At 56.7% G+C, this 13,099-nt stretch carries 11 protein-coding genes; 5 read left to right on the forward strand and 6 right to left on the reverse strand.

Going from position 1 to position 13,099, the window contains the following annotated elements:
• Window positions 1–350: hypothetical protein (locus AB4874_RS19490; RefSeq protein ID WP_368393256.1), on the reverse strand; the 350-nt coding region annotated here is incomplete at its 3' end.
• A 111-nt stretch (window positions 351–461) separates the two neighbouring features.
• Here AB4874_RS19490 and AB4874_RS19495 point away from each other — a divergent pair.
• The gene (locus AB4874_RS19495; protein ID WP_368393257.1) at window positions 462–932 is read left to right on the forward strand and encodes a thermonuclease family protein; all 471 of its coding nucleotides are present in this window, start codon (window positions 462–464) and stop codon (window positions 930–932) included.
• Between the two features lie 287 nt (window positions 933–1,219).
• Here the strand turns inward: AB4874_RS19495 and AB4874_RS19500 are convergent, their stop codons facing one another.
• The 5 genes from AB4874_RS19500 to AB4874_RS19520 all read right to left on the reverse strand — a co-directional run bounded on the left by AB4874_RS19500 (window position 1,220) and on the right by AB4874_RS19520 (window position 7,666).
• On the reverse strand, window positions 1,220–2,104 hold the full coding sequence (locus AB4874_RS19500) for an anti-phage nucleotidyltransferase (protein WP_368393258.1): 885 nt from the start codon (window positions 2,102–2,104) through the stop codon (window positions 1,220–1,222).
• Window positions 2,104–3,057, reverse strand: coding sequence for an anti-phage phospholipase (locus AB4874_RS19505; RefSeq protein ID WP_368393259.1), 954 nt, complete (start codon window positions 3,055–3,057; stop codon window positions 2,104–2,106). The genes AB4874_RS19500 and AB4874_RS19505 overlap by 1 nt, the downstream gene beginning before the upstream one ends.
• 442 nt (window positions 3,058–3,499) lie before the next feature.
• Window positions 3,500–5,167, reverse strand: a complete 1,668-nt coding sequence (locus AB4874_RS19510; RefSeq protein WP_368393260.1) for a CapA family protein — start codon at window positions 5,165–5,167, stop codon at window positions 3,500–3,502.
• A 19-nt stretch (window positions 5,168–5,186) separates the two neighbouring features.
• Window positions 5,187–6,491, reverse strand: coding sequence for an MFS transporter (locus AB4874_RS19515; protein ID WP_368393261.1), 1,305 nt, complete (start codon window positions 6,489–6,491; stop codon window positions 5,187–5,189).
• Window positions 6,488–7,666, reverse strand: a complete 1,179-nt coding sequence (locus tag AB4874_RS19520) for a M20 aminoacylase family protein (protein WP_368393262.1) — start codon at window positions 7,664–7,666, stop codon at window positions 6,488–6,490. The genes AB4874_RS19515 and AB4874_RS19520 overlap by 4 nt, the downstream gene beginning before the upstream one ends.
• Window positions 7,667–7,898: 232 nt before the next feature.
• Between AB4874_RS19520 and AB4874_RS19525 the strand changes: the two genes are divergently transcribed.
• The 4 genes from AB4874_RS19525 to AB4874_RS19540 all read left to right on the forward strand — a co-directional run bounded on the left by AB4874_RS19525 (window position 7,899) and on the right by AB4874_RS19540 (window position 12,108).
• Window positions 7,899–8,963 (forward strand): GlxA family transcriptional regulator, encoded by a 1,065-nt coding sequence (locus AB4874_RS19525; RefSeq protein WP_368393263.1) that lies wholly within the window; start codon window positions 7,899–7,901, stop codon window positions 8,961–8,963.
• 207 nt (window positions 8,964–9,170) lie between these two features.
• Window positions 9,171–9,494 carry a hypothetical protein gene (locus AB4874_RS19530; protein ID WP_368393264.1) on the forward strand — a complete coding sequence of 108 codons (324 nt, stop codon included), beginning with the start codon at window positions 9,171–9,173 and terminating at the stop codon, window positions 9,492–9,494.
• A 405-nt stretch (window positions 9,495–9,899) separates the two neighbouring features.
• Window positions 9,900–10,736, forward strand: coding sequence for a helix-turn-helix domain-containing protein (locus AB4874_RS19535; protein ID WP_368393265.1), 837 nt, complete (start codon window positions 9,900–9,902; stop codon window positions 10,734–10,736).
• A 157-nt stretch (window positions 10,737–10,893) separates the two neighbouring features.
• Window positions 10,894–12,108 carry an IS256 family transposase gene (locus AB4874_RS19540; RefSeq protein ID WP_368393266.1) on the forward strand — a complete coding sequence of 405 codons (1,215 nt, stop codon included), beginning with the start codon at window positions 10,894–10,896 and terminating at the stop codon, window positions 12,106–12,108.
• The last annotated feature ends 991 nt before the right edge of the window (window positions 12,109–13,099 follow it).

The raw sequence follows: 13,099 nt of genomic DNA on the forward strand, positions 1-13,099 counted from the left end.
GGCTTGAGGGCGTCTGTTGTCAAAGGACCGCCAACGATCACGTCGCCCCGCCGAAACTTGGTCGCGATCACGCGGATGATTTGTTTCGGCGAGGTGTCACGACATAGCCCGGACAGCGCGGCAAGGTAAATTGAGCCCTCCCGCTTGAGGTAGCATCGGTGATCCGATGCCTCTGAAAGAGTCGGCTGCGGAAATCCGGAAACGATCACGAAAACGGCATCATCCCCCTTGCAGCCTTCGGCCTCGACGATATGGTCCTCTTCACTGATTTGTGTGGGAGGTATTTCAATGAAGGCTGTTCTTTCAACCATGGCTGCGTTGCTCGCGCTTTCAATGCCGATCCAAGCCATGCCGACTGCTGCTGCACTGAGCCAAGATGAAATCGCCCACGGTGGCGGTTGCCGGAAAAGCTCACCTGCTGGGCAGTGCTGCCACATGGACACCAAAGCGGGGCGTGTCCATTGTCACTAAGGCTCTTGCTCGGACTTATCCTTGCGGTTGGTCTTTGTGGGCCGCTGCAAGCGAAGACCATAACCGGCACAGCGTCGGTTATTGACGGCGACACCATCGACATTCACGGGAGCCGAATTCGGCTACACGCGATCGACGCGATCGAGAGCCGTCAGCGCTGCAAGCTGCCCAACGGCAAGCTGTGGAACTGCGGTAAGGATGCGTCATTTGCACTCGCGGACAAGATTGGACGCGCGCCGGTCTCATGTGAGGTCACCGATATCGACCGATATAAACGCTTCGTCGCGATCTGTCGCCAAAACGGGGAAGACCTGAACGCTTGGCTTGTTCGCAATGGCTGGGCCGTTGCGTATCGGCGTTATGGGCGGGATTACGTGCCCCAGGAAGACGCGGCTAGGAAACAACAAGCCGGTATCTGGGCGAGCGACTTCATGATGCCGTGGGATTGGCGCCGGCGCTAATATGACGCTGATGATGCGGGGGGGCGGCCCGCATTTGATGTTATCGTAACCCAAAGTGACGAGTAGGAAGGGCGGAACCCGGACCTTCGCTGCGCCCCGCACGAACGGCGGCTCTGCGCAAAAGCTGACTTTGCAAAGTCGCGATGGCAATGCACCGCCAAGCGGCGTGATCGGCCCATTTGTGTTCCAAGGCGTGCCGCCCGACGACCAGAAGTATATCGGGGCGGTGACTACTACTACAGCGGAGACGGTGAAGAAGGGAGGTATGGACGAGGTGGAGGTGACAATTACTTGTTAGGTTGGTTCCAGTATTGTACTGCAGCTACTCGGAAGGTATCAAACTTGTCTTTTCGCCAACAGACCGGATGTCCTTCCCGTAGTAACCAGTGAATACCGTTTGCACAGGTTAGGTCCATATGATTAGCGTCATCCAGCCAATTGATGTAGTTTTCAAATGTTGCCTGATAACTGCCTGTAAACAATTGACTGGGCGCGTTCCAAAGCATCCCCTCCAAGAAGTAGGAAGGCGCTACATCGTCTTTTAGTCGCCCGAGGTCAATCATGCGGTTGCGCATATTCTTTATGACCCTAACGTTGGCCTTGAAGCGGTTGTATGTTGCCTGATGCTTGGTTGTACAGTTTTGCAGGTGTTGCTTTGGGTAGTTAACGATTTTCACACCGTCACTGGTCCAAAAAATAATACCGTCATTATAGTATTCTCGCGTCTTGCCGTACTGCAAGTGCTTAGCACATACTAATACATCAGCATCCCTCCTGGTTCCGTTGGCTGGAATACGGATAGCTTTCTTACCCGGCTCAACGCTGGTACCAAACTTATACCGTAGCCATGCCAGTACATCTGCTTTGAAGTCGGCAAGCTGATAGTCAGCAAGAGAAAAGTCGCCATTGTATTTTTGCAGCTCATTAGCCTCAAGTTCCGACGTATCGCTGTAGACGGTCGATGAAAGTCTAATGGCAATGTCCACGTCACTGTCAGCGTAAATATTTGTGTCGTTGCCATAGGAGCCTTGCAGGAAGACGTCGAAGCTTCGATTGTGAAATGGTGCCCTAGTGTCCTCCAGAGCGGCCTTGATGGTTTGATAGGTTGCTGCTGACTGGGTAACTGATCCTTGCTTCGCCCAGGTCGCCAGTTGTTCTTCTGAAACTGCCATTAGTTCACCTCACTCAACAGTAGCTTTTTAATGTCATCTTCACGCTTAGCGAAGGACTCAGCCCCGCGCTGCCTCAACTCGTTTAGCTTCTTCAAATTGTGTTCAAACAAGTCGGTGGCCATCTCCGGCCGCTCAAAGGTTTCGTTGATACGTACGGTTTGAACGTCCTTGAATAGAATGGATCTGAGCTGTTCCATCGACGCCACATTGATAGCCATCGTCTTGTCTAGGATTGGCAGGGTCGGCAGAACTCGCCGGTAGAGGCGCTTGTACCATTCTTCCTTTGGTTTGGGATAATTCCCGCAACCGATGCTAAGGACCCGACAGTCTTTCGGCGCGTACTTGAGCGCGGCTACCGCGTCAGCAATGCCGTAGAGCGTGGGATTGTTCGCACAGTACCCACCGTCCACCAGCTCAACCTGGTCGCCCATCGCTGTATGGAGTACTTGACGCTTGAAATATGGATAGGCCGAACATGACGCCTGAACAGCCTCCGAGATGGTGCAACCGAAGCCTGGCTTAAATGTACCGACGCGCCCGTGTGCTTGAGCTACGCTGCCTTTGAAAATCATCGGAGTTTCAATCTGCCACTTGGTTGTAACCACTCCCAAGCCTGTTTTCACATCTTCAAAGGTTTTTTTTAGGTAGACCTCATCACCCAGTTCTTTGAGAGCGGCTGACCGACCTTTGGCGAAGCGTTTGCTCATAACCTTGGGCACATGCTCGCAGTAGAGCTTGTGGATGGCCTCGACCTCATAGCCAAGGGCCAGGAGGGACGCGATGATTGAGCCGGTGCTGGTCCCGAAGATGAGGTCGAAGTGCTTGTATAGTGGCCCACCAAGCAGACCTTCCACCTCACGAAGCACACCAAGTGTGTAGAAACCTTTGGCTCCACCGCCATCGAGGCTGAGGATGCGGCAAGTTGCCGGTCTAGGCACATTATCAACCTGCATATTAGTCACTTTCGACTCACCACCACTCCACTCCAACCTAAAGTAAGAAGTCCCCTGCCGAACACAAGATACGGTAGTGCCTTCTATGGTTGGCAGGTTGGCTTTTCCCAAGCGAAGGTAGTGGGTTGGCGAATACGCGGTATTATATTGGTGCAAATCTCATAATCGTTCAATTTGAAGATTGTCGCAGCTAGGCTTGCGAATACCAGCTAACGCCTGTTTGGGCATGTTATCTCGCAAGTGCAGCGAATACACACTTCCCGCAAAGACCTGCTGGAACCGTTAGGGCTGAACCTCAACGCGGGTCGCTTCCGCTTCAGCATGTTAGCGGACCGACGCCGGAATTTTAATGAAAGGCGGCTTTGAGCCGATCACGTCGGGCTGGGATAGCTGAAACAAGGGGCGGAGACCGGTCATTCGCTGCAAGTGCTCGGGTCATGCTTCAACCAGACGAAAGTAGCCATTCATAAACACCTAAGTTCGATAGCGGGGCGAGGATATCGTTCCACACCTTGTCGCGCAAATGGGGCAGTTGACTCTTTTCTAATGCGCTCAGGCTGTATCGCTCCGGTTCTCTCAGGACGTTTTCAAATTTCAAGATACGGCAATCAAAAGTTCCATCAGCGCGCTTTGCATTCAGGATATAGATCGGCAAAGCCTGAAGATTGCTCACATAGGCTTTCTCTTGACCGTGTTTCACGATCTCAAATTTCACGATATAGGCGAGTTTCGAATTGCGACTTTCGGGATGATAGCTGACGAAATCCCCTAGCGCATAGATCACGAGAGCCGGTGGTGCATCCGGGCGCTCGATAAATTCCGCAGGCTGGCTGACATGGGGATGATTGCCAAGGATCGTGTCCACACCACATGCGATCACCTCACGGGCGACTTTCATGATGGCGGTATGGGGATACATTTCGAATTCCCACCCCCAGTGACAATAGGCGATGATATGCTCGGCCCCCTTCGCTTTTGCCGCGGCAACCTGCTTTTTGATTAATGCGTAATCGGGTAGCGGGTTCGCATCATTGAAACGCACCTCGTTGACAAGATAGGGCTTGTCCGCTGGCAATTTGTATCCGTTGAGATCGAAGGTGTAGGCGAGCAAAGCAACCTTTATGCCATGTTTATCGACCACCAGAACGTCGTCCTGCTCGGCCTGACTTGACGCCGTTCCCGAATGATACGCACCTGAGGCATCCAGAACATCGAGTGTCGCGCGCACCCCTTTTGGGCCCCAATCCATCGCGTGATTTGTCGCGGTGCTGAAATAGGTGATCTTTGCTTCGTCGCGGAATTTTTGGAACATAGCCTCCGAGGTATTCATCCGCGCGGGTTGACCCGGGGACTGGCTCCGCCCCAAAGGTCTGCTTTTGTCGATGGTCGACTCGAGATTAGCGCTGACGATATCGGCAGAGCTGTAGAAATCAGTAATATCGTCAAACAGATGTGGGGTGTTCTTAGGCGTCAGAACATCGACAGCAAGCAAATCACCAGCGCAGGACACCGTCATTGTGCGTGGCTCGGCCGCGGGAGCGTCAAGGCGGGGGGCTTGCAGCTCAATCCTGCGAGTCGCAAAATAGCTTTCGAGTCCCGCTCCCTCCTCGGCAGTTTCAAGCTGATTGAACCAATACCGATAGAGCCATTTAAGTTTTTGGAACGGGTTTGCCGCGATATCATACACACCTCTTTCAGGCTGCGGTGTTCGAAACGCATCGTGGAAAAGATAACTTAATAACAAAACCGCAAGCCGCGCTTGAGTGCGTTTATCTACCGACAGAACCCCGGCAAGGATCGCCGCGAAACCCGTTTCATCCCCTGACAAGGCTGCGTTAGTGCTAAACGAACGAATTCCACTTTGTAACAAAGCAGGGTCGCGCAAGATCGGCTTCGCCATTGCCCAAACCTGTGCCGGCCCTTTTTGTGCAATCCATCCGAAAATCGCGCGCGCCTGTTCTGCCTCCTTGGGGCTGATGGTCTCGCGTATCTGCCAATCATCCGTCGCGATGCGCCGCAGAACGGCGGAGACTTCCGTGTCGTGATCGCGCAAACGGCGATCGATCGCATCTATAATTTCCGCTATATCCTGCGCGGCATATGAAGACATTTGCTGTAACCCCTTTCGCTCAGGCCGGCTTTGATGTGCCATGAAGGGCAAGGCGGGTTTGCTCGGGGCGCACCCAGCCTGCGCAGATCAGCGCAACGATCAGGTTGAGAATGCCCACGAGTGCGAGCGTTCGCTCATAGCCCAGTCCCAAGTTTTCGCCAGCTTGGCTCACCATCCATCCCGCAAGGACTGGCGCAACGACGCCCGCGAAGGTGGTCAGCGCCACATGAATGGCGATCACGGAAGCGCGTTGGCGTTCGGTGCTGATGGCGCCGCAGACGATGATCCCGTAGCTTTGGGGCACGTTCAGCAGCACGAACCCCAGTCCCAGAAGCACGGTCTTGGCGATGACGGGCAGCGCATGGGCGAACATGGCGACGTAAACAGCACCCCCCATCAGGCAACAAAGCACAGGCAGAAAAACCATGGCTACGTGATAGGGCACGCCCTGTTTCAGCCAGCGCTGTGACAGACGCGACACCAACAGCATCGCGGGAATGACACATAGCATGATCAGCATCACGATCATCCCCATCCGGCTGGCACTGTAGCCAAGCGCTTTTTGCATGTAGGTGGGGTTCCAGCTTAGCCCCAGCCCTGCGGCCATAAAGCCGCTGAAACACAGGCCGGTCATCCCGATGAACGTGCGGTTTAGCAATAAGCGGCGATAGGGCAACCAGCTGTCGTCAAGATCTGGCGCGTCTTGCGTTGCGACAGGGCTGTCAGGGGCCTGTCCCTCGCGCCCTTGCCACAGCCAGACCAAGGCCCAGATGGCGCTGAGCAAACCAAGCAGCAGATAGGCGCTACGCCAGCCCCAATGGGCGATGATCGGGGGCAGGCAGAGTGCGGCGATCAGAATGCCCACCATCAGCCCGGCATTGATGGCGGAGGCAGGCAAAACGCGTTGATGGGGTGCAAACCATTTCGAGGCCGAGAACTGAACCATTGCCGTCGAGGGCCCCGCGCCCGCGCCAAGAAGGATGCGAAAGATCACCAAAGCGGCGAGCCCCGCACTCAGCGCAATCCCCGCCTGGCAAAGCGTCCACACCAAGGCGAGCAAAAGCAGCACCCAACGCGCCGGCAGCCGGTTGCTCAGCAATCCAACTCCGACCCCGGAGAGTGAATAGAGAAAGAAAAACGCCCCGCCGACCATCCCGAACTGGGTCGCGGATAGCTGCAATTCCTCCATGATATAGGGGCCTGCAAAGGCAAACACCGTCTTGTCGGCCGCGACGATGACGATGGCGAGAAACAGCAGGGCGAGGTTCAGCCGGCGACCCACTGGCGCTGTGGTGGCCTTCGCTGTCAGGGAAATACCGCTCATCGTAGATACGCCTGCGTCAAGCGCGCCCAGTAACTTGCCCCGATGCTGATGATCGCGTCGTTGAAATCATATCCCGGATTATGCAGCATCCGCCCGTTATGCCCCTCAACACCGTTTCCAAGCACCACATAACAGCCCGGAACCTGTTCTAGCATCCACGAGAAATCATCTGCCCCCATAGCCCCGGTTGGCAGCGGGATGATGGCTTTCGGACCGACCATATCTTCGGCCACCCGGCGCGCCAGCGCGGCCGGTTCGTCTGCATTGCTCAGGACCCGGCTGATCGGACGCCAGTCGATCTCGGCCTCAACGCCAAAGCTGCGCGCCTGATGATCTACCAACTCGCGCAGACGCGCCTCGATCAATGTCTGGACCTGCGGATTGAAGGTGCGCACGGTCAGCGACATCTCGGCGCTGTCGGGAACGACATTGGCAACCTCACCCGCGCGTAAACGCCCGATCGAAACCACAGCCGCTTCGTTCGGTGCCACATTGCGCGATACGATGCTTTGCAACGCGTTGATGATCGCGCCGATAGCGACAATCGGATCGCGGCCATGCTGGGGCATACCGCCATGGGTGCCTTGGCCGCGCAGGGTAATATGCACCGTGTCCGATGACGCGGCAAGCACACCGGGCTGGATCACGAAGCTGCCCGCAGGCAATGTGGGGCCGTTATGCAGGCCAAACACCATATCGCAGGGAAAGCGTTCAAACAGCCCGTCCTTGATCATCCGTGGCGCGCCTCCAAGGCCCTCTTCCGCCGGTTGGAAGATCAGATTGAGCGTGCCATCAAACTCGCCATGAAGGGACAGATATTGGGCTGCAGACAGAAGAATGGTGGTATGGCCGTCATGCCCGCAGGCGTGCATACGCCCGGGCACTTCGCTGGCATAGGCAAGCCCGGTTTCCTCGTGGATCGGCAGCGCGTCCATATCGGCGCGAATGCCCAACGCCTTGTCAGACGTGCCGCGCCGCAACTGGCCGATAACGCCCGTGCCACCTAGACCTGTCGTGACCTCATAGCCCCATTGCGCAAGTTTCTCAGCCACCAATTTCGACGTGACGCTTTCTTCAAAGCCCAGTTCCGGATGGCGATGAAGCTGATGGCGCAACGCGATAAAGGACGGCTCGGTTTTCTTGATTTCGGGAATTACGCTGGAAGGTGAAGACATCTCGAGGCCTGCTTAAAAGTGGATGAAGAAGCAGGCTTCAGACTAGTCAGGGAGATTTAGAGTCGATACAGTCAGTTCCGACAAAAATAATGCCGATCTCGCCAAGTTTAGGGATGTAGATCGCGTGTGAAAAGTGGTTCAACCAAAGCACACGGGCATCCCATCCACAGGATTTGCGACAGGAAATAAAGTTGATTTCGCCAATTATCGAGCCGGTTTGGCCATGAAGAGCATGACTGTCCAATTCGACCTGCTGCATATTCCTCAGGGAATGGACGGCATTTTGTTCAACGTCATCGACGTATTGCGGATCGCCAATCAGCTTTGGCGGTTGCGCAATCCCGCCAAGCGTGGGGCCTTGTTTCGCTGGCGCATCATCGATGCCAGTGGCGCGTCCTTGCCCTTGCCCGACTGGCTTGGCGGTTGCGACATTGTGCGCGGCGCGCCAATGCCGCCGCCTTCGCGCAACGCGCTGTTGGTGCCCGGCCTGATGATGCGCAACGTCCCTGACCTAGAACGCCAGCTTGATCAGGCCGAGGCAGAATGCGCATGCATCGCGCGCTACCATGCGCAGGGCCGCGTCATTGCGGCGGCCGTCAATGGCACTGCGCTTCTGGCGTGTGCCGGTATTCTTGACGGGCGCAAAGCAACGACCAGCTGGATCATCGTCAACTGGTTCGCTGGTCGCTTTCCCGGTGTAAAACTGACCATGGACGGTCCGGTGGTAGAAGATGGCACGCTGTTTTCTGCGGGAGCGCCCTCGGCCCATTACGATCTTGCCGTGGCGCTGGTGCGCCATTTCGCCGGTGAAGACCTGGCGCAAACACTGGGAAATGTCCTGATCCACAACCCGATGCGTATCGAACTTGCCGGCCTTTCGCTCACCGGGTTGTCGGTGCAGACCCGCGACAGCGTGGTATTCAAGGCCAAACGCTGGCTTCGCACGCATATACAAACGCCCTACAGCTTGGATGACGTCGCACGCGAGGCGGCGGTGAGCCCGCGCACATTGCTGCGCCATTTCAAGGAGATCGAGGGTAGCACGCCGCTGGATTATCTGCACCGCCTTCGTGTGGAAAGGGCCAAGCAGCTTCTGGAAGTGACGCTGATCGATCTTGCGGAGGTGATGGAGTATTGCGGCTATCACGACCCCAGCGCCTTCCGCCGCCTGTTCCGTCGTGCCACAGGCATGACGCCCTCCGCCTATCGGCGCAACTACACATTGCGCGCAAGTGGGCGCTGGTGGCGCGCCGATGAAGACGACACAGAGGATTTGATCAGCGAGTTGGGGTTTTGAAATCTTATACCGGTATCTTATACCGGGTCGGATCCCGTATCCCCAGCTTGCGCTGAATCTCGCGTTGATCCCAGCTCATCAACATCTCCATCGTTCCAATCCTGGGAGGGCAAAGGAAATGTCCCGCGAGTGACGGCTTAACTACATCCAGCGACGGAGTGTCACCGGGCAAACGTTGAACAGGGATTGGCAAGGAGGATAGACCCGATGCAGACCCTGATGAAACGAAGCGCAACCATTTTAGTTTTGGCGACCGCAGCGCTCGCTGTCGCACCGATCCCGGCCATGGCGGACAGAGCGGTTGTCAAACACAATGCCCACGGTCACAGCGCCAAAGTGAAGGTGGTGAAACAACAACGCCATCGGTATGCAGTTGGACACCGGTTCCGCAAACAGGATGTCGTCGTCGTCAATAATTGGCGAGCACGCGGCCTTCCACACCCCTGTCGCAACGAAGTATACGTCGCAAATGGAGACAGCATTTACCTAGCGGTAGCGACGACGCTTTTGGTCAAGGCTTTGATCAACTAAGATGCGCCCAGAGCATCTGGTCAAACGACGAACAACAGCAGTGTCCTCATAGCTGACCCTGCGCTATTCTCCCAAATTGCGCCCGCAGCGAAAGTCCGATCTGACGGGCCTCGCTGCGGCGATCATCAGGCTGGGTAAACGGCAGCTTTGGGCCGCTAGCTGTCCTGGTAACGTTTGACGCTAAACCGCCTCGCGCGGCATCGGACACGGCCATTCGATATCAGCCGGCCACTGGTGTTCATCTCGTCTCAACTTTTCGCGTTGATCCCACAGGGTCGGCAATTGACGACGTCACGTCTCTTCGCCACAGGTAAAGCAATCTTTCTATTTCGTTCTCCAAAAATACAAAAATAGTTTATCATGCCTTCACACCCTCTCCTGCGGGATCGCCGTCGCGACCTCGCCTTGACCCAAGCAGCTGTTGCCAGCGCGGCGGGGATCAGCATCCCGACGTTGCGCAATCTCGAACAGGGCAAAGGCAGCATCGGGTCGCTGTCGCGCGCCCTGCCCCACCTGCAGCTCCGGTGGTCTTGGTTTCATGACGTGAATGCCGGGCCGGACCTTGCGCGGCGTCGGCGGATGCGCGGTCTCAGCCAGCGCGCGCTGGCGGAAAGGGTCGGTTGCTCGCGACCGACAATCATCGCGCTCGAGCGTGACATGACCGGCAGGGTTGAGACGTTGCTGAGGGTTCTTTCGATCCTCGGGATCCATCAGGCCCTGCGTCCGGAGCCAGCACCTAGGAATCCGGGGCTGGTCCCTGCAACGAATGATCCCGCCCGCGATCTGGTGATGACTCCCCCTGATCTGGCGGCCAGGATCATCGCACATTTCGCAGACCGGATGTCCGGGCATGTGCTAGACCCGGCGCGGGGCGCAGGCGCGTTTTACGACCAGTTTCCCGATCATGTCGAACGCTCTTGGTGCGAGCTGGCGCTGGGTCGGGATTTCCTCACGTGGAGCGATCCGGTCGATTGGATCATGACGAATCCGCCCTGGTCGAAGATCCGCAGCTTTACCCGCCATGCGATGACAATCTCCGAGAATATCGTCTGGCTAGTGCCAATCGTGAACATCAGCACCAAGGCGCGGCTGCGGGATTTGGCTGAGCATGATTTCGGCATCGCCGAATTGGTGCTCCTCGATACCCCGCGCGGCTGGCCGCAGAGCGGGTTTCAACTCGTCGCGGCGCATCTGCGGCGTGGCTACACCGGCGACTGGCGCGTGTCGCGGCTTGAGATCTGATGAGCGGTTGATCCGTCGCGCCTGACTGTCGATGATAGCATAAGCGCAGGGAGCTTCGCCCGACATGGTGGTCATGGTTGGGTCCCCAGCAAATGGAGAGTGTCAGATCTTTTGTGTATGACTGATCCGGTTCATGCTTCACCGAAAGGAAGCATGAATGACCATCTCGAAAGAAATCCTGGACGAACTGCTGAAGGGCGTGGAGCGCCCTGAAGATCTGCTTGGCGATGCCGGGCTGATGAAAGAGCTAAAGATCAAGCTGATGGAACGAATGCTGGGCGCCGAGCTGACCGCGCATCTTGGCTATGAAGAGGGCGAGAGCGCGCCGCCAAGCCAGCCCAATCGGCGCAACGGCACATCGACGAAAGTGTTGAGGGGGCAGGACGGGGAATTGCCGGTGGCGATCCCCCGTGACCGGGACAGCAGCTTCGAGCCGGAGCTGGTGAAGAAGGGCCAGACCCGGATCGACGGAATGGATGACAAGATCATTGGCCTCTATGCCGCCGGTCTGACGGTGCGGGACATCCAGGCCCACTTGCTCGACCTCTATGGCCTGAAGGTCTCGCCCGACCTGATCAGCCGCGTCACCGATGCGGTGCTCGACGAGGTCCGGGAATGGCAGAGCCGCGCGCTGGACCGGATGTATCCCATCGTGATCTTCGACGCGCTACGCGTGAAGATCCGTGATGCGGACAGCCGGACGGTTAAAAACAAGGCCGTCTACGTTGCCCTCGGCGTCACCCGCGATGGCCAGCGCGAGGTTCTGGGCCTCTGGATCGCCGAGAACGAAGGTGCCAAATTCTGGCTCTCGGTGATGAACGAGATGAAGAACCGGGGCGTTCAGGATGTTCTGATCGCTGTCGTGGACGGGCTGAAAGGCTTTCCCGAAGCCATCACCGCCGCCTTCCCGGACGCCATGGTCCAGACCTGCATCGTCCATCGGGTGCGCCATTCCTTGAACTTCTGTTCCTGGAAGGACCGCAAAGTCGTGGCCGCCGACCTGCGTCGCATTTACAGCGCCCCGACCGCCGATCTGGCCGAGGCAGAGCTCGATGCCTTCGAGGAGAAATGGGCCGAGAAATACGCATCCATCGCCCCGGCCTGGCGCCGAGCATGGCAGGAGGTGATCCCGTTTTTTGGCTTCGATCCGGCGATCCGGAAAATTATTTACACCACCAATGCTATAGAAAGTTTGAACCGTGTGATCCGGAAATCGATCAAGACGCGGGGCTCCTTCCCGACCGACGAAGCCGCGACCAAGCTGATCTACCTTGCCATCCGCAAATTTGAAAAGGATGGCCGAAATGTCCGGGAATGGTTTGCAGCCCGCAACCAGTTCGCCATAATGTTCGGCGAGCGCTTCGACGCTTGAGTATCTGAAACCGCATGGGCCGGGCCAGATACACAAAGTTCATGACACTCCCAGCAAAGCACGCCGCTCGACATGTAACATAAGCTTGCTGCAGATCTGGCATGCTGGAAATCATTGCGTGCTATCGAGGACCGGGGCATCTTGACGCACCGCAGTCTTAGCCCCGACATCCTTTGGGGGCACGGCCTCCCTGCCCTGCTCGCGTTCCGTGACAATCTGCAAGCACTGCTGATCGGAGACTGACGGCACCCACGCCTGCTGACCGGCGAGACGGATCGAGCGCCGAGCCACACGACATCGGCTTCGCGGATATCTTCGCTCATGTGCGATCGCGTTTAGAGCGATCAGCCTTTATTGTCGCCGCGCCTTGGCGTGGCGCTGGTGCAAGGTTGGCATCGCCAGCCGCGCAGTTGGATCGATAATATATGCACCGCATATAATCGAGCCGACGGAGCGCCTCCCCGGCGTTAGGGGCAGACAGGTAGCTTCAGCTACCTACAGTCTGTCACTGTGACTGGCTTTGCCCGGGCCCATTTGCGAAATAGAATTTCGCAATCTTATCAATACGCTAGGTTATCCACATTCCCACATCAAGACATTCATTTTTCCGCTACGGATTTTCATTAACCGATTCTAAATGGATTGCCATGTCACGCAAGGAACCCGCGCCATGGCCTATCAGTTCGTTCATATCCAGGCCAAGCGAATTGTCGACTTTGCACCGAGGCACGACGGCGGGAAGCCGACCTTCGCTGCCCAATACTCGAATGTCTTACGAAACGGTGCCTTGATTTAGAGGCGCTTGATTGCCTCGCTAAATGTTCATCATGTCAAAATGGGCAATGATAGTCTTCATCGAGAGCATTCAAGAATTGAGCAGCCCCACTTGAATGGTCCAAACTAAAAGTTAGTGCATGATCGGCCTTTGGTCCATCGTTACGATGGCCTCAGGCGCAGGTGGGCGATAGCCCAGGGCACTATGGGGTCGTTT

It is taken from the genome of Thioclava arctica (assembly GCF_040892615.1).
GTDB lineage: Bacteria > Pseudomonadota > Alphaproteobacteria > Rhodobacterales > Rhodobacteraceae > Thioclava > Thioclava arctica.

What these genes read in the sequence shown, in the direction of transcription:
- AB4874_RS19505 (WP_368393259.1), bottom strand. Translation starts at nt 3,057, where the DNA reads ATGCAGGTTGATAATGTGCCTAGACCGGCAACTTGCCGCATCCTCAGC.
- AB4874_RS19520 (WP_368393262.1), bottom strand. Translation starts at nt 7,666, where the DNA reads ATGTCTTCACCTTCCAGCGTAATTCCCGAAATCAAGAAAACCGAGCCG.
- AB4874_RS19500 (WP_368393258.1), bottom strand. Translation starts at nt 2,104, where the DNA reads ATGGCAGTTTCAGAAGAACAACTGGCGACCTGGGCGAAGCAAGGATCA.
- AB4874_RS19515 (WP_368393261.1), bottom strand. Translation starts at nt 6,491, where the DNA reads ATGAGCGGTATTTCCCTGACAGCGAAGGCCACCACAGCGCCAGTGGGT.
- AB4874_RS19540 (WP_368393266.1), top strand. Translation starts at nt 10,894, where the DNA reads ATGACCATCTCGAAAGAAATCCTGGACGAACTGCTGAAGGGCGTGGAG.
- AB4874_RS19530 (WP_368393264.1), top strand. Translation starts at nt 9,171, where the DNA reads ATGCAGACCCTGATGAAACGAAGCGCAACCATTTTAGTTTTGGCGACC.
- AB4874_RS19510 (WP_368393260.1), bottom strand. Translation starts at nt 5,167, where the DNA reads ATGTCTTCATATGCCGCGCAGGATATAGCGGAAATTATAGATGCGATC.
- AB4874_RS19525 (WP_368393263.1), top strand. Translation starts at nt 7,899, where the DNA reads ATGACTGTCCAATTCGACCTGCTGCATATTCCTCAGGGAATGGACGGC.